Origin of the sequence: Arthrobacter humicola, from assembly GCF_022803015.1 — a bacterium.
GTDB lineage: Bacteria > Actinomycetota > Actinomycetes > Actinomycetales > Micrococcaceae > Arthrobacter > Arthrobacter humicola_A.
In genome coordinates, this window is record NZ_JAFKON010000003.1 from 161,518 (window position 1) to 179,168 (window position 17,651).

The following is a 17,651-nucleotide window of genomic DNA, read 5'->3' on the forward strand; positions in this document are numbered from 1 at the left end:
GGATAGCATTACTGTTTAGTTTTTGGACGGCCAGGGGGTAACCCCCCAGGCGAAAGAGCCTGCTCAGTCTCGTCTTCCGCATGGATGTGCGGGGCAGACTGCCGTATCGGAGGTCGTGCCCTGCACGGGTTTCATGGTTCTGGTCCGACTCCTGGTCCCCCTCGTCATGAGTTCGCGAGAGCTTCCGTTGCACGCTTGGCGATTGCGATGACGCGCTCGACAATCTCCCGATCGTCGAGCACGTCTTGGTAGCGAACTTGCCGACCGGCGTACGCCAGTACCAAGGCCCAGAACTCGCGTTCACTGGTCCGGCACTCACTGATCCAGTCATGGACACCACGGAACCAAAGTTCACAAGGGTGACCCTGCCCGAAGTCTCCTGTCGCGAAGGTCGATTCGATCTCGGAGACGCCCGGCCATGCTGCACCACGGATCGGCGAAGCTGGATGGACCAGAGTCGAGATGAGCATAGTGATTGGGTCTAGCGCGCCGGCCGCGAAGGCTTCGCTGTCGAAGTCAATGAGTACTGCCTGTCCGTTGTCGATCAGGACGTTCTCGGGGTGAAGATCGCCATGGCGAGGGCCTACTTGCGTAGTGACCGTGAGACTTCCGGCAGGCACTGAGATCCCGTAGGCGCCAAGAAGCTCTGACAGGCGCTCCCAGGCGATCAGAGGTTCGCAGAGATCGGCCACGGTGAGCGTCCTTCGCTGTGCTACCACTCCGTGCAGAGCGTCCCAGACGGGCCGAGCAAGTTCTACTGCTTCGGCGGGTCGCTCGGCGATGATATCCATGAGCGCGTACGGTGCCTCCCCGGCGACCTGCAGGACGTTGATGTAGCCTCCGGCCATCAACCCCGAGAGCGTCCGCACGGTAGCAGTGGTGTTTGCGCGCGGTAGGAGTTCGGGAAGGCCGCCAGACGAACCCGGAGACTTCACCCGCTTAGCGACAACTGTGGCAACACGACCTTCGGAACGGTTGATCTCACACCGCCACACGCTCGCCTCAGTCAAGCCGCCGCCGAGTGAGGCTACTGCGATGGAAACGCCCCGGTAGTCAAAGGCGAGTCGACGAAGGACTCTCTTGTCTAGTTCGTTTAGTGGGTCGCTCCCGAATGGCGTGATGATCTCGATGTCGTCAAGTGATTGCAGTAGCCGGCGGAACTGTACGACGTGCTCCTTGAACTCTAAGGACTGGTCCTTCTCGAGGACTGTGACTCTGTCGATGGGGTGGCCGTCCTGCGCCGGAAGCTGCCCACCTCCTTGCAACGACTCCTGGATGTGGCGGATGGTCGCGAAGCCGGTGAATACGACGAGCCTGGCATCGGTGTGGTTCGAGCGGACCTCCTTGAGGAGTTCATCGCCAAACTCGTCGGTCGCAGGCTCACCTGCCTTCACCGGGAGTCGGCGGTCCAGTACGAACAGGTCGATCAGGTCTGTAGATGTCCGGAGGTAGTCGCGCGCGGGAGCAATCGAGTTGAAGCTCCGGACAATGAAGCCAGCCGACTCAAGTACAACTTCGGAAAATTCTGCCTGCTGAGGATCGTCCTCGATGAGCACTGCGGTCGGGTTAGCCATGAGGGCGTGGTCCGCTCAGGGAGAAGGACGCCGTGCCGCTGACACCGTCGAGCGTGATGGAAAGTCCGAGTCGGGCTGCCACAGTCTTGATCAACGACAGCCCCTGACCTTGGTGAGCCATCTTGGATGAGCTCCCCACGTCGACGACGTCCGCGAGGGCGAACCGGTCGCCCTTAAACGGATTGGTAACTCTAACCCAATAGCTTTGGTCTGTGAAACCCCAGGTAATCTGGGCGGCCGGTTTTCCGGTCGCCTCGATCGAGGCGTCGATCGCGTTCTGGAAGACGTTCGAGAGCAACATCGAAAATAATCCTTCGTCTGTTTCAATGTCGAGGCTGGCTTCGTCTGCAGAGGGCGCGACTGTGGGCGCGGTGCGGGTGTCTGGCCAGTTCTCGGACAAGATGTGCGGGAGGCTCAGACGGTGGAGGTTCAGTTCCTCATTGGATTTGATAATCGCGACTAGCCCGTCGATCCGACGCTGAAGCTTACGAACGGCATCGTTGGTCTTGCTGGTTCCAAAGGACTCGATCTCGCTGTCGGCCGCAAGTCTTATCCATCCCACTGCCGGCGACAGTTCGTGCCTGACCAGAGCTGCGACGTCGACGTGCTCCGGCGCGGTTGCATTGCTCCTTGCTGGTACATCAGTCGCCTGCAACGCTGCAGAAGAGCCTCCGCGCATCGTGTCACTCAGTCTCTGCCGTGATTCCAAGACCTGAAGCAGTAAACGGCGCACCTGTGGAACTGTCTCGGTCTGGAGAGCATTCATCAGCGCTCGGGTGGTGATCGCCTGTGGATGCTGGATGAGCCAGCCTGCCGCCCTTGCGCGATTGCTTGGAGCCGTCGACCCGAGGCCCTGTAGTTCGTCCGGCGTTTCGGCTGTCATCCCAAGCCGCCATGCTCGGTATAAAAGGCCGAGCGGTGGGCGAACGCCTCACGCCCGCCCTCCATTAGTCGCGTGATCCTATCGACGACGACGTCTGAATCGATCGCCCCCTTGACGTCAACTCTTCCTACTTTGCCATCACTGCCTAGAACAACAACGTTGTTAGCGGAGCCGAGCACCGGGATATTGGCGTTGTGCGTGGCGACAATCGTTTGGGCGCCACCTTGTCGGCGTGCGTTAAGGCCGCTCACGACATTGGCGACCAAGAAGGCATTGTCCAGGTGATCTTCAGGCTGGTCAAGAATCAGGGTGCGTTCCTGTTCGGAAAGAATGATCGGCAGGGTCACGGCGCACTTCTGGCCTGTTGAGAGCGCATCAACGCTCTTGTCAACCGATCCATCCCGCAGACGGAAGTCAACGCTGTCTGTCAGGCGAATGCTGCCCAACCCTTGAAGAAGATCCCGCTCATTCAGGTTCTCAATCAGCCTATGCGCTCGATCCTCAGCGATGTCGCTTACAGCGGCCAGGCCTGTGGCATCCCCGCTTTCGACCATCTCCAAGAGCTGCCTCGGCAGTACACGCTCCGCTACAGCATCAATCAGCGTCGCGCGGGTACTACTCCCACGGAGCGATTCTTGCAGGAACTTTCGGAAGGCGCTTGCATCCGCCAGGTGGTCTACGACCACCACAACGTTGTTAGCGATCTGTGCGGTTGTCGAGCGCGCAACAGCGGCTCTCGCGTTGTAAAGGGCCTCTTCCGCTTGCTCGACGGCATCAAGCATCCGCCCTCGGCGCTCCAAGAGACCTGCATACCGGGACTCCAGCTCGCGCACGGCGGCGTCGTTCTCATCGAGTGCACGGAGCGCGGTGTCAACGTTCCTTAGCTGCGCGGTGATCTGACCGAGCCCCGCCTCCGCTTCTTCGAGTTCTTCCCTGATCGGGGCTGCGGCTTCGCGAGCACCTATGTTCAGCTCTCGGGTTTCTGCTTCAGCGGTGTCGAGATTAGCTCGGGCCGCAAGGAGTGCCGCAGTGACATTTTCCGAGAGGCCCACGGCCTGGCTGAGCGCGTCACGTACTGCTGGCACTTGCGACAAGGACGCTGCACGCTCTGTCGCAACGACCAGCCGGTCGAGCGCGCGTTGGTGGGAGACCATCAACTCGGTGACCTCGCCGCGAACTGCTTCGATGCGCTCTAGGTCCTGTCCACTTGAGATGACTCTCTCCTCCGCCTGTCGGAGGAGATCGCGTTGCTCGGAAAGCTGGGCGGTGCTTCCTCCAAGTAGAGCCGTTTCCTGCGACAAGAACAGGTTTCGGTCTACGGCGAGCCGATCACGCTTCTTCGACTCCTCTCGGCGTTGGTCCAACTCTGCTCGCACATCGAAGACGTCGCCAGTCAACACTTCGATCCCGCCGAGGTCAGGAAGCTCGTTGACCGCGCCAGTACGTAGGTCCAGAAGGTTGAGCCGACTGGGCGCGTCGGATGCGATCTCCTCAAGCTCGTTCTGCCCCAAAACAAGTACCGATTTAGAGAGGTCGAGTCGCTGACCTCCACCCTTCGCATCAACCACTAGATGACGGCCACCGTCGTCAGACTCCACGTCAACGATGACCTCGCCAGTGCCAAGCACGGCATCAAGGAATGCTTGTCGGCTGCGGACAGCAGCAACGCTCTGCTCGGCGTGCTGCGCGCCCACGGCGTGGCGAAGTAGCTCCAAGAACGTGGTCTTGCCCGCGCCTCGGGGTCCGACGATAACATTCAGTCCTTGATCCAGCGATACGTCCAGCCCGTTGAGGAAGCCGCCGGTCACCCGGATGCGTGAAATCCACATAGATAGCCTTCCTCTTGTTTCGAAGCAAACGAGGCCCCCCGCATGCAGCAGCCCGGTGACCAACACTACCGGCCAGCCACGGCCAGAGCCCGATTGCGGCACGCGGGTGGCTCGAGTCAACGGACCGTACATCTGGTCTCCGACGGGATGTACACCACGATCGGCTGGAATCACGAGCGGCAGCGCACCGTAACGTTGGAAACCTCTGCCTGAATGGCAGACCAGAGTACTGGATCCTATCCTGGTGCCGATGCGCTCGCGCGACCCCAGATACGTCACCGTCGCGCTGTCCTCGAGCAACACTTTCCATGTCGCCGGAGAGCAACGGAAACGTGCGCTCCGCCGGACTGCGGCCTCTTCGAACGCGCGGATACCGGTCGGCTCCATCCAGTAACCCGACGCTGAGGCGTTCCTACCGCAAGTCTTGAAAGCGTTCCAGTCACTAGCTACGCCTGTTCGGACTCTGCAACTTCAAGGATGTCTTCATGCCGTAGCCGCCGGATTGGACGTCGCGCGGGAATGGAGTTCACCCGCGCTGAGGCCGTCGATCCGTAATCATGCACGGTGAGCAGTGGCTGCGGCGGAAGCATGTTCATTGAATCCAATGATGGGTGACCGGGACGGGCCGCGACCCAGTCGATCGCCGAGCTGGTCATGAGCCGGTTGAGTTCCTCTGCGAATGAATGTGCTTCCGCCCCGGTGAGCTGGACCTCGCTGGAAAAGTTGGGGCGACCCCGAGGACCGTATGCCAACAGAACAGCTGGCGTGACCGGGAGCATGATGAGCTCGGCATTGGCGAACCCGCGACCGCCTTTCAGACGTACAAAACCTTCTAACGTCAGGTCTTTCTTCGACTCACCGCGCTTGACTGATTCGTCCTGTTTGACCTCGATAGGCACTGTCTCGTCTCCGATGATCAGGAGTGGCTTGTCGAGGTGGATAAGCGACGTAGAACGACTCTGACCATGCTCTGCGGCTTCGACGACGACCTGGCCAAACAGGCCACCGCGACGTCGAACCGGATCCGAGGCCTGCTGACCCAGATCCACCCGGCACTGGAGCGTGTCCTTGGCCCGCGCCTGGACCAGGCGCATCGTCTTAGTGTCCTGCGCCTTCGTAACGAGGTCGATCCCAGCCGCCGTTGGCCAATTGTGTGAGCAATTGGCCAACTACCGTGCCACGGCGACTCCGATAGCCCGCAATCGGTGACGTGAAGTCCCATCGTGGCTGCTATGGGACTTCCCTCCCCCGCGTTTCCGAATATCTGCGGACCTTCAGCAGGACTTGTGGGAAGGCGACCGTGTTGGACGCTCCGCTGGACGAGGTCAGGTGCAGCGATGAGGATCTCCCGCCACGGACAGTCGCACGTCCGGAGACGACTATCAGCCGGCGGGGGGTTCTTTCATCTGTCGACGAGTAGACTCTGGGTTCCCTAATAGAAATCATTGAGTGATGTCCAGAGAGCGCTGGGGCATTAAGGAGAGCGGATTGACGCAGCGACGCAGCGGACGGCGACCCGCAGCCAAGCCCAAGGGCACCATCGAGCCATTTACGAGGCGGACAGTTGAGCTCGCCCTGAAGACGCAGGCTGACGACGCAATCGAATATGTGAATTGGCTGCGACAGGAACATCCCGGCCACTCCCAGGCTGACCTTGTCAGGAAACTTGAAACCAAGTTCTGGAAAGACGCGCGTCAGATCGGTCGAGAATCGGGCGCCGCAGGCACGCCCCGGAACACAATAGGGGCCGATTCGACCGGCACGGAAACTCTGGAGGCAGCCGTCTTCTTTGTCCTCGCCGTCGCTGAAGCCAATAGTTCACCCCACTCAGAACTGAGGTACCGTGAGGAACTTGTTCGGTCCGTCCTCCTCGCGAAGGGCACCGACAAGGCCATCCAGGCCCTGGCCTCACGAACAGCGCCGCACTGGGCAGGGAAGGTTGTGGCCAAAATCCCCGAGGCCGCGTACAAGCCAATCAACAATGTCATGGGCCCCGACTTCATCGTCAAGTCGGGCCAATCAGGCGTCATCGTGATCGACGAGGTGGCCGAACGCGGGGTAGGTGCCGGAATTGGTCTGGCAACCAACACCGCCTTCGCATGGTGGGTTATCCGTGCCAGCCGCCGTGCCTTCAAGCGCCCCGACTCTGCCGTAGCCGACCTCGGTGTTGTCATTATCGAAGAAGACGTTATCGATCCCGACGAGGTCGTGGAAGGAAAGGCCGGACCGGGCCGCGGCTGAGAATCCGTCCTAGCCGCTGGTGACGGCCCGCGTCTGATCCGAACCTATGAGGGCATGACACTCCGGATTGACGTCGCAGACCTTGGCATCACGCCCAGAGCCTTGGCCCACTCGGCCACAGTAATTGCGCCGCTGGTATTAGCACGCGTCTCGCTCAGTGACATGAATTAGACCCTTCGAGGTGGCATTTTCCAGATCCTATGCGCCAACTCTGGCGGACTCCGTTAGCTCCGCCGGACCGTGAATCCACTGTGGACTGCTCAGTCGCACCTGACTCTCCACGGTCCTCGTTGCCAGGGCATGGTTAGCCTCCCGGAAGGGGCGTCGATAACGACGCTCTTCTCGGGCCAGGCACGCTCGAACGAGACGCTCCCACCCCCATTGTGTTGTGTTTCGGCGCGTCCTGGGTGGGACATGAAGGTGGATCCGTCCAATGAGTAGAATCCAAGATAGGTGCGCCGAACTGGCCTTCCATCGCGGGGCAGGCTGTAGTCGCGTTCGACCGTCTCCTTGGCCGCTCTGACGATCCAAAATAGCGCTTTGGAGTGTTGCTGAAGCACCGGAACCACACTGGAGATCTCCATGTGCGCTGTGTTTGGGCCCTCGTTGCGGACGGAGAAATTTTCAATGATGACGCCCTCCGCCTCAGTCCCCCACCGGAACTCCTCTAGCTGCTCGACGTCAAGTAGCCTGCAAAAGGCCGTCGAGGGGATTATTCCGGACAGATGGCGGCTCTCTGACTGGTCCCACTCCCCGCTGGTGCCACTGTAATTAGTGGTGGTGATCTCGATTGGGACTGGAACCCCCCGACGATCCCACTCGTCGAGAGTGGATGCTTCAGGCCACGCCGATGCGTAGGGGTGATCCGCCAAGAAAAGGCCGTATGGATCACTGCTCTTCGGCACATCCGCTTGGGAATCGAGGTCGGCGGCCCAGTCCAACAGCTCGGGCAGCTTCTCGGCGTCGACCAGGTACGAATCCACCTGAATCCAAATCTGATGCCGGGATGGTTCGAGCGCGGCCTCCTCCGGTAGCAGTGGCTGGATCCACCCAAAGTTTCCCTCCAACAGCATCCATTTGGCGCCGTCCTTGGGACTTGTCACCATCATTAGGGTCTCAATGTTTGGCATGGACGCGTCGTCTACTGGCCACTCCGGGTCAAGGGATGACGGAAACTCAGGCGAAACCGGCGCGAACCAGGACTTCTCGCTATCCCTGAATGATCTGCTTTCTGGGGCTTTGAGAAGAACGCTCGGGTCGATGTCGGGCGCCCGCACATCAAGCGGACGCTGATACTCCGTTCGCTTGTCATCGTTCGATCGGGCGTCCAGCGGATAACGGTCGAGAATCAGTCCCAATGTTTCGAAGTACGCGATCCATTGGTACTTCTTTCCGATCCTTTCGGTCCTGTTGTCAGACGAAGGGTGCCATGAGACGGCCTTGTCAACTCGTCCGAAACGTTCCGGGGTCCAACCAAGGTCAAGCACCCGGTCAAAAATAAGCCGGGAAATAAGGTCGTTATCCACCTCCGCGGGAAGATTTACATCTCTCAGCGACGTGTCGATGACGTACTTACGGAAGTCGTCGAAGTTCGACATCACGCCAATGGTGGAGTACGGGTAATCCGGGGGGCCCGTCATTGCTCCGATTTCTTCCGCCGATCGCACGGTTGCCGGCCACATGGACTCGTAGGGCGGTGAAACCACGTCGCGGAGAGTACCGTGGGGACACTCCCAGCCCAAGTCCAGAGCCCTGTCCAAGACACGCCGGGCGTAGTCTCGCGAGAATACATGCACAGGCCAATAGCCCCGCCCGACGGTGTAGTCGAACACTGCCTCAGCGAGCAGGAAGACAGCCGCTGTATCCCGAGTCCTCAGGCTTAGACCACATGCCACGGCGAACAGTCTTTCCTCAACGTATGGGTCATTGACGTCGTGGAAGTCGTTGAGGACGGTACCGAAAAGGGCTGGCGCCGCTTCCAGCACCGAAATGAGCGCTTTCGTGGCATTGTCCCGGGTCGGGCGATGGCTGGAAGCCAAGGCCCACGCCAGAACGTGGGCCGTGAGGAGCCTCGAGTCGTCGTCGGCTGATTTGGCAGCCGGCGACCATGCCCAGGAGATCAGCTTCTGCAGGGGCGCACGCTCCCCCGGCTCCGCGTTGCAGTACTGAGTCCACGTCGCATCCCGATCCGGAAGACCGTAATCGTATAGCACGTCGTGAAGCCATAGGGCATTGGTGGCATGGTCCGGAATCGTCGCCACTTGGAGCACAGCGGTCATGGTTTCGTGCGAATAGTCATCACTGTTCCACAGTGAAAGAACAATTTCCCGGGTGCGCTCGTTAACAGCAGACCGCGACCTCCACGCGAGGCTCTGCAGAAACCCTGTGTACAGCTCGTATTGCAAGCGGTTTGCAGGATCCACCACGGCGTCCACTAGCTCAACACCGTGTACCTCGGGCAGGATTGTCGCCAGCGCATCCAGCACCCCAGCGTGCGAGTACCACCGTGATGCCATTTCTTGGCACCGTTCAATGGTTTCCACGGAGTCGGAACTGCAAATCAGGCGCGCTATCGCAGCGTCGCCCAGTCGTTCGTAGGCAAACCTGATCGCTGCCCCATCACTCGATTGCGACTCGGTGAAGATTCCCTCGTGCAGTAAGCCGCGCAGCAGGCTGCCGCTCCAGCTGCGGTCTGGCAGGAAGGACTGAATGATTTTGCTGGCGGTTGCCCTCGGGAGGAACCGTCCCTGCTCTCGCATTGCGAGGGCAAAATTCTTGACGGCCGCCTGGACGAGCGCGTCCTCGGCATCGTAGTCGCAGCGGTCCGGACTACTCAGGGTGCGATTAACCGACTCCAGCAGGATGTCGTAAGTCCAGCTCAGCCCGGGGCCAGTTCGAGGGAAACTTCTGGCACCGCTCCTTTGCAGGGCGGTGCATAGCAACTTGAGGAAAAGGGGGTTGGTGAACTCGAGATCCAACAGCGGGAACGATGGCACTTCAATGTCGTACCAGCCAAGGAACTCTAGGACGGCGGCGTCAGCGACTTCAGTGAATCCCCGATGCACCTCGCTTGCAAGTTTTTCGAGCACATGCTCGGGGATGGTGTCAGCCAGGAACTCGGTGCGGCAGGACAATACGACCCTCAAGTTGGGGAAAGCCCTGGCCCGGTCAAGGAAGCTGGCCAGGTGCCGCGTCCAGATCCGGCGGTCTTCTGCCTCATTGAGCGCATCGATGATTATGAACCCGACTTCCCCAAGAGCTTCACATGCGACGCTGAATGTCGCGAGGAGCTGGCTAGCCGGCCCGTTGAACCCAACAATGCGTCCAAGCTCCGCCTCGATGGACCCTGATTGAAAGTGCTCGCCCAAAGCAATCAGCGTGGGCAGGCCCTGCCGCGTTCTCTGGCTCGCCAGATCGCACAAGAGATGGGTCTTACCTGAACCTCCTGTACCCTCGATCAACAAAGTTGAGTTCGAGGAATGATGCCACCCGCGACTCCGGCCGAATCGTTCTATCCCATGCAGCGTTGACCCTATTTCCCTGACTCGCGAGTGAAGACTCGCGGCCTTGTCATAGTAAAAGCCGTCGCGTTCGGCATGCTCTGACAGCAACCGGGCCACCGTCCGCAGATGCGACTTTGCGGTCTGAAGAGCGGCGCTGACATCGGGCAGGTTGATTTGAGGGTTGAGCGCAACATCTCGAGCAGTCTCCAGCAGTCCATCCATGTGGTCCAAGGCGGCGTCCGCAGCTGTAGTGGCGTCGCTGAACTCGTCCCGGTGTTCGTCAGGAATTGTGAAACCGTAGCGGCGGGACTTGCGGAGGGCCGCGAGCTGGTCGCGGATCAGGGACTGAAGGCCTACCGTGCGGCCCAGGCCTTCGAACGCTTCAGACAGCGGCAGCACAACGTTGAGTTCAGGTGTGTAACGGGGGCCGGCAGATGACACGCATTGGGATGCGATGCGTTCAAAGTCGTACAGAGAGAAGCCTTCAAGATCAAACCAATACCGCAGACGTCCGACCTGGTCGGGCCGGCTCAAAAAGTGGTGGAGTTCCGACTCTCCAGCATATTCAAACAAGACTTTGCGACCAAGGGCGGCCGCCGCAGCCGTCCACTTCTCCACGTGGTCATTCCACTTAGTGTGCGCGCTCTTCGACCGGGCGGTGTCGCCTGACGGCCGATCGTATGGCAAGACGACAAGATACTTCGTGAGGGTCGGCTCCCGATCGAGCGCGCGCTTGATAGATTCCCCAATGGCCGCGAACTCCGCGGAATCGAGTTGGAAGAAGAACTTGGTCTGCCATGCCCATATCTCGCCGTTGGGCAGGAGGCCTCGGCCTTCCCGACCGCCGTCCGGGTTGCCAAAGCGCTCAAATCGCGTCCCCGTCGGAAAGCCGATCAGGCCCTCACGCATTAGCTGCGAGACGAGTTCCTCAAAGCCTCCCGCTTGAGATGGCGGAGTGCCCCATGACCGGATGTCGCGGAAGTTGATGTTGGGTAGGAGCCCCATCCCCCAAAGTCCTCTCTGTACCCAGTGTTTCCAGGTGCCTCCCAAGAATAAGTGGCGACGGACTCCGAACACCGGGCCGGCCGTTTTGCGTCGATACCGTGTCGAGGGATTGCCTCCGCATCGAGGACGCGATCGAGGGCTGTACAGAACAGCTTTGCAGCAGCCGTCACACATTCAAGCCACCATTGCCTCCTCCAGTTGATTTCATATGCGGCGGCCACTGAGAACTGCGGAGGTTCAGGCCAAGATCCGTGTAAAGAGCGGCGCGGCAGTGCGGTTTCATTATGAGCTGCCGCCCGACATCGTCGCCTTCGCTATCGCAACTGAGCTCTCCACATCGCCAGTCGCGACCTGCCGCCTTTCCGACGGATGCGCCCGTTCGCGCGTTAACGGCCTGGCGTCAGTAGCTGTGGAACTGCGCCCCCTGGAGATCCGGTTTCTGGGACGTTGATTTTGGGGGCATCCGCCGAGCCCTTTGCCGGGTACGCCGCCTTAGCCCGGAAAATTGTGCATCCCGTGTCTGCGGAAGCCGATGCAAACGACACGCCCCGGGTCCGCTATCAGGACGACGCCTGCTCCCGACGAACACACACGGTGCCTGCCGCTAATAAGTCGGACATAAGTGTTGACAGTGTCAACAGCCCCTTTGGCAGGACAAACGGAGCGCCGGCAGCTCCCCGGAAGTCCCGAAGGGCCTTTCAGGATGTTCCGCCCTAAAGCCTATGTTCGTCATGTCGTTCCCGTCACCAGGAACCATGAACAGGTGTAAGAGCATCCACGACCAACCCGATAGAACCGGAACGAGGAACCCCATAAATCCAGCACATAGCCGGCGGAGGGCCCACCAGCCAGGGCACTGAACCCGTTACCCACACACCTGAATAGGCCCCCGCGGCGGCCACGCCAAAGCCCGCGAACCTAGCGTCAGAGGACGCCACCGCCAGCTTTGTACACACGTTAAAGCAAAAACCCCCTCTGACGAGGGGGTTTGCGTGCCCAAGGTGGGACTCGAACTGCATTCCCTCCCCCGCAAACACTGGACTCCCGCGGAAACATACGGAATCCGGCCCGGTCCGACCCACATACGACCCGGTCCGAAGCCCAGGGTGTGCACATTGTGCACACCCTCCTTTTGCCCACTTCGGCGCCCCCAACCAAAGGGCCACATATGCCTGGGACCAATCCCAATGGCCAGTACGCTCGTCCAGCGATGATAATCAGTCCTCCCCGATCGGTGTGACGGGTTTCCCCCCCGGTGCGAGAATGTCTGCATGCTCACCTTCCTGGAGACTGAACGACTTCTGCTCCGGCAGTTCACCCCCGACGATGGGGAGATACTCGTGGAACTGGACAGCGATCCGCGCGTGATGCGGTACATCACTGGCGGTATCCCCACCCCCCGGGACGAGATAGAAGGCGACTTCCTCCCGGCATTCCTCGACTACTACCAGCGCTTTCCCGGCTACGGGTTCTGGGCCGCGATCGAGAAGACGACCGGGGAATTCCTCGGCTGGTTCCACTTCCGGCCAGGCCCCGACGATCCACAAGATCAGCCGGAACTGGGCTACCGGTTGCGCCACGCGGCCTGGGGAAAGGGGCACGCGACGGAGGGATCGCGGGCGCTGATCGCCAAGGGGTTCACCGAGTTCGGGGTGCAACGGGTTGTAGCCTCGACCATGGCAGTCAACACGGCCTCCCGAAGGGTGATGGAGAAATCCGGGATGCGCCTCGTGCGGGCCTTCGTCGCCGACTGGCCGGTGTCCGTTCCGGGCGACGAACACGGCGACGTCGAGTACGCGATCACCCGAGATGAATGGGAGACCGACGATTCCCGCCTTCATCCCCAGTGACCCCACCGGTATCAGTCGACCGGACGTAAAGACACCGCAGCGAGGTCCGCGAACGACTCTAAGGGGATACAACCGAAGCCGTGCCAGCGCGAACATCACAGCGGCGAGGGCCGGACTGAGACCGAAAGCACCCTCCCCCTTCCCATCGCCCAGGTTGAATCGACCGTCTTTTGGGGCCGGCCAGCTCTTTTCGCCGCATGGAACCGAAGGGACGGCGCTGCGGAAGAGGATGGGGACTCCTGAACCTCGAGAGTTTGCCCGACCCGGATCTCATCCTTGCGCGTCTCCGGGGACCTCGGGCCGTCTCGAGCGTTCATGGGGGTCATGGCCGGCGGGCGGCCGCCGAGTCTGCCCTGGCTTACGCGGTCGCTTGGCCGGCCTTCGTGCCTTCGTGCAACCGCGGTCGTTCGTACGCTGCACGAGACGCGAACACGTCGAAATTTGGCTTGCGGGGCGATCTTGTTGTGTCCGGCCAGGGGTCAGTAAGTGACCGGAACCTATCTCTCGACGTCCAAGAATCCAGACCCTTCGACTCCGGACCAAGTGGCCGCCGCTAGCCGCCGGCGCTGCACGGGGCAATGGATCGGGGCGCAGGTTCGGCCGCGGCCAGATCCTTTATCTTGGCTATGCGGGCTTTGGTATCCGGGTCCGCCTCGAGTTTCGTGTAGACAGGGGCACCGGCAGCTTTGAAGGCGGCAACCTCGGCCGCCGTTGCTACGACCACGGTTCCGCCGTCCTTGCAGAATTTCGCCGCATCGTCCGCCGTCTCGGTCATTGTTTCCACGGCCCACGTGCGGGTGGCTGCCGCCGCGTCTTTCAGGGCCCCCCGCTGACCCTCGCTCAAGGCTTGAAACGACCTCGTGTTGATGACCAGGGAGTTCAACTTGGAGTAGAGGACCATGTTGCCGGTCGCGGTCGTGGCCTTCGGGAGCGACCCGGCCAACGCGAACGACGATTCCGCCGCCACCACCGTTCCCGCGGCCATACCGTCATAGAACTGTTCGCCGACCAGATCGTCCGGAGTGGCACCCATCGTGCTCAGCAGATCGTAGGTCGTATCGGACCGGGGAGCCCGTACTGTTTTTCCTGCAAGATCAGCCGGCGTCAGTACGGGTCCGAAGAAGGAGAAGAGCATTCGCGTGCCTTCTGGGAACAGGGCAAGACCGGACACACCGACCTTGTCCAGCCCTGCAAGCATTTCGTCCGCGACTGCCGGGTCCGACACCTTCGCCATCAGTGCATTGGATGTCACGAGGAATGGCGCATGAAGTGCCGCAAAGGAACTCACCCCTTCGGTGTCCCAGGCCCGGGCCGGAACCAGCCCCATATCGAAATCGCCGCTCACCACTGCGCGCGCCACTGCTTGATCCGGGTCGTCCTTGTCCTCACCCACGGCCTTCCACACCGGTTCGATCAGGACCTTGCCCCCGGAGTGTTCCTTCACGTTGCGGGCGAATTCCTCAATCTGAGCGGCGGCCGGGCGGCCGGGCTCATCATCGGTCGCTATCCGCAGGGTCTTGGTCTGTTCTGCCGCCGGCGGCGGGCTGGCCGTCGTTGCGCTGCATCCCGCTGTGGTCAGAAGTGCTGCTAATCCGAACCCTACAGAAGTCATGAAGTTGAACGGATTTTTCATAACCACGCGCCTTCCGGACGATGAATCAGTGATGCAGACGTTGGGACGGGAGACTGGTGACGCAGCGCAGCTGGAAACGTGCGTGTCCGCAAGCTACGCCCAACGCCGCAGCGAAGCAACAGCGGACGGCAACGCCGGACCGCCGTCCTGTTGCGCAGCGAATCTTCCGCTGTGCTGGCCCAACCGAGGACAGTTCGGGGCCCGTTTAACGGTGTGGACTATCTACACATCACGTATGGCCAGACAATGCGCCACCAGCCTCGCCCCAGGTCCCAGTACACAAGGAATCCGGGGAAAAATCTTCACCAAACCCCCGCGGGTCATGCCAACACCAGCCCCACGGCAGGAAGAGGCGCAAGACCAACCAAGGCCACTGGGACAGGCCAGAAAGGAGGCTCGAATGACCCCACATCCCAGCACGCGGAGGACCTACAGTAAAGGCGCCTGACCCCGCCACCCACAGTGGCGGGCGGAGATGGCAAATCCGTGGGTTAGGTGATCTCCTCGCATGGTGGTGCCGGCTGAGCGGTTACTACTTGGGTATTCGGATCGTACTCTAGGGCCGGCCTTCCGGCCACGATCACTGTAGCGCGCTCCCACGGCCGGTCTTCAAGTAGGAAGGGAATTTCTTGTTCTTCCCACTCCCTGTGCAGGTCTTCTTCTTCCTGGCCATCTCGTTCCAGGAGGCGACGTCGGGCTTCAAAGTTGTCGCACTGCACCCAGATTGAAGCGTCGACTAGGTCGGAGAGAGCTTGGCGTGATGATCCGCTCCCTTCCACCCACACCACGGAACGCCCGGCGGGTAGAGCTATGGCACCTGGACGTTCTCGGGCCACCCAACCCGGCGGACGGTAATGGACTGCCTCGCCTTGGAGCAGAGGTTCGAGGACACCGTCACGGAGTTCATCGGCCCAGTCAAAAAACGAGAGATGCCACGCTACATCGTCCGTGTGAACGACATCTGAGTCCGGCACTCGAGCTAGTAGACGATCGACCAGGGTGGTCTTGCCCGCCCCGCTCCTTCCATCTACCGCTACAACCCAGGGCCGGTTCGGACGTTGTCCTGCTGCCGGCAGCAGCCGCCGCACCAAGCCTTCCAGTGACTCGGCTTGCCACAGTCCCCCATCGGGTTCGCCGACTTCCGGTTTCATATCCATGGTTACCTCGACTTCGATTATCGGTCCCGCCCGAAGCTGCCTGGTATGAAGTCTCGAGAGTTGCTGTGTATAGCGCAAGCTCTTTTCGTGGCTGATGATAGCTGGTGTACTTCAATCTGCGCCGGCCTGCCGTGTTGCGGTGTCCGGCTGATTCGGTGCGATGAACGTCTAGGGTCATTTCCCTGTTGCGGGGAGAGCGCGGTCCCGTAGCGCAGCAACGTGCGCTACTCGCGGACCGGCGGTTCGAAGGCCCATGCTGCCGAGTGCTGAAGGCGGATTGACGCCCAGCGTGTGCGTGGCTCAAGGAGCTCGAACTGGAGAACCAGGAACTGCGCAGCGCAGCGAAAGTGCGATTTTCCCCGTGTCCCCCAAGGTCACCGAGATCCGCATCGAATCCCACAGGCGGGCAATCCGCCGGCACGATGCCGGTGTGGACGACATCCCAGCAGTCAATGTGGTCTCACCAGTGGCCCGTCGGGTCGTCCCGGGAAGACCGCCGAAGGACCAAAAGGCAGCAGGGCTGAGGCATGGATCGGCCGGCATGACGACACGCGCGGCGCAAGTTCCTCTGATTGTCGATAGCCGGTGCCACCATCGAGATATGAGCACTCCAACAGTGGAAGCAGCGATCAATGAGCTCATGGATTGGGAGTGGCACGCAGTCGAGGAGTTACTCGCGAAACGCGGCCTCCTGGGCGATGGACTCCTCGTTGAGGACTACACAGGACTGATGTCATGGCTCGAGTCAGTGACCCGGTACACCGTCGTGCATTCCGCGTCAGTGGCCGTCCTGTTCGTGAACTCCTTCCCGGTCGATGCCATCTCCTTCCACCGCGACCTTCTCGGCTCCGACGATCCGAAGTCGTTCTTCACCCTCATGCCGCGGACGTAGAAGCTCAGCGGCACGCGGACAGGCGCGTCGACTGGCACCTTCGGCCGGTCATGCCGTACAAATGATGGCTATGACGACGACCACCGAAGCGCCGGCCTTTCACGCGACAGACGAAACCGCGACCGCTCAAACCCATCGTGTGGTCTTCTCGGACCCCGACACCGTGACGGCGACAGCGGTACGCGACACTGACACTCGGGGCGCCGCCCAGGCCCCGGTCTTCTCGAGCCCCTACTGATCTCCCCCGCCCGCCATGTCAGAGCTCCGGCCTGCTGACCTTCGCGCGCCTTCCCTGAGCATGGCCAAACCCGTGAACCGAGTCCCGGCCCGGACGTGCTTCCCGGCGGCTCCTGGTACGAGCCCAAGTGGGACGGCTTTCGGGTATCTGCAGTGGTCGCGGAGACGGGCGTGACGCTGTGCCCTGTCAGGGCAAAGACCTGACCCTGTGGCGCCCTGACCTGGCTGCTGCCCTTGCGGAGCACGTCCCGCCCGGGTGCGTGATCGACGGCGAGGCGCTCATCCGGGCGGGCGATGGCCGTTATGACGGCAGGGAGCCGCGGACTGAAAGTCCTCACCGGCCAGGGAGCAGCCATCGACACCACGACCGCTTCCGGGAAGCTGGTCTTCGGGATCTTCGCGGGGCGTGGCCGAGTTCGAACGCGAACTCATCTCAGAACGAACCATCACAGGACCGGCCTCCGCGCGGGCCCGCGGCGGCCGCCCCAACAAGATGACCCCATCCAAGCTCCTCCTCGCGATGGCGTCAATGGGCAAACCCGAAACCAAAGTCAGCGAACTCTGCACCGAACTCGGATCACCCGCCAGACCATCTACCGCCCTGTCTCCCGCACGGGTGAGCTCGCCCGGACGGAGCCAACCTGCTACCGCGGCAGCTGGCAACCCACGGCGACAACCAACGAACGCCGCCTCGGGCCCCATCAGCCACTCTCCCGCCACACCGAAGCGGGACGCTTTATCGAGACCCAGGCGCGCATCAAAGTAACAGCTCAAACGCCTGTGCCAAAGTCTGTAACTGTTCGTTGGGAGTGGCCGTTAAATCACAGCTTGGAATGGGCGATTCGCC

General features: G+C 61.2%; 9 protein-coding genes and 1 pseudogene. 4 read left to right on the top strand and 6 right to left on the bottom strand.

Features of this window, described 5'->3' with window-relative positions; genetic code table 11:
• Window positions 1-164: 164 nt before the first annotated feature.
• The 4 genes from ARTB_RS08245 to ARTB_RS08260 are packed head-to-tail and all read right to left on the bottom strand — an operon-like array spanning window position 165 to window position 5,185.
• The gene (locus ARTB_RS08245; RefSeq protein WP_243178706.1) at window positions 165-1,574 is read right to left on the bottom strand and encodes a phosphotransferase; all 1,410 of its coding nucleotides are present in this window, start codon (window positions 1,572-1,574) and stop codon (window positions 165-167) included.
• Entirely contained in the window at window positions 1,567-2,457 is an 891-nt protein-coding gene (locus tag ARTB_RS08250) for a GHKL domain-containing protein (protein WP_243178708.1), read from the bottom strand. The genes ARTB_RS08245 and ARTB_RS08250 overlap by 8 nt, the downstream gene beginning before the upstream one ends.
• Window positions 2,454-4,673 carry an AAA family ATPase gene (locus ARTB_RS08255; RefSeq protein ID WP_243178710.1) on the bottom strand — a complete coding sequence of 740 codons (2,220 nt, stop codon included), beginning with the start codon at window positions 4,671-4,673 and terminating at the stop codon, window positions 2,454-2,456. Before ARTB_RS08255 ends, ARTB_RS08250 begins: the two co-directional genes overlap by 4 nt.
• A gap of 59 nt (window positions 4,674-4,732) precedes the next feature.
• The gene (locus ARTB_RS08260; protein ID WP_243178712.1) at window positions 4,733-5,185 is read right to left on the bottom strand and encodes a hypothetical protein; all 453 of its coding nucleotides are present in this window, start codon (window positions 5,183-5,185) and stop codon (window positions 4,733-4,735) included.
• A gap of 60 nt (window positions 5,186-5,245) precedes the next feature.
• Here ARTB_RS08260 and ARTB_RS08265 point away from each other — a divergent pair.
• Both ARTB_RS08265 and ARTB_RS08270 read left to right on the top strand, forming a co-directional pair.
• Window positions 5,246-5,395, top strand: a pseudogene (locus ARTB_RS08265) (IS110 family transposase); the annotation flags it as partial.
• Window positions 5,396-5,774: 379 nt separating this feature from the next.
• Window positions 5,775-6,527: a hypothetical protein gene (locus ARTB_RS08270; protein WP_243178721.1), complete on the top strand. Its 753-nt coding sequence runs from the start codon at window positions 5,775-5,777 to the stop codon at window positions 6,525-6,527.
• 260 nt (window positions 6,528-6,787) lie between these two features.
• Here ARTB_RS08270 and ARTB_RS08275 read toward each other — a convergent pair whose 3' ends face one another.
• Entirely contained in the window at window positions 6,788-11,035 is a 4,248-nt protein-coding gene (locus ARTB_RS08275) for an NACHT domain-containing protein (RefSeq protein WP_243178723.1), read from the bottom strand.
• A gap of 1,271 nt (window positions 11,036-12,306) precedes the next feature.
• Here ARTB_RS08275 and ARTB_RS08280 point away from each other — a divergent pair.
• A complete protein-coding gene (locus ARTB_RS08280; protein ID WP_243178725.1) occupies window positions 12,307-12,885 on the top strand; it encodes a GNAT family N-acetyltransferase in 579 nt (192 codons plus the stop codon).
• Window positions 12,886-13,438: 553 nt separating this feature from the next.
• On the opposite strand, the gene ARTB_RS08285 is transcribed toward ARTB_RS08280, so the two are convergent.
• Window positions 13,439-14,518: a TRAP transporter substrate-binding protein gene (locus tag ARTB_RS08285; RefSeq protein WP_243178727.1), complete on the bottom strand. Its 1,080-nt coding sequence runs from the start codon at window positions 14,516-14,518 to the stop codon at window positions 13,439-13,441.
• 1,758 nt (window positions 14,519-16,276) lie between these two features.
• Between ARTB_RS08285 and ARTB_RS08290 the strand changes: the two genes are divergently transcribed.
• Window positions 16,277-16,567 (top strand): hypothetical protein, encoded by a 291-nt coding sequence (locus ARTB_RS08290; protein WP_243178729.1) that lies wholly within the window; start codon window positions 16,277-16,279, stop codon window positions 16,565-16,567.
• Window positions 16,568-17,651: the final 1,084 nt, after the last annotated feature.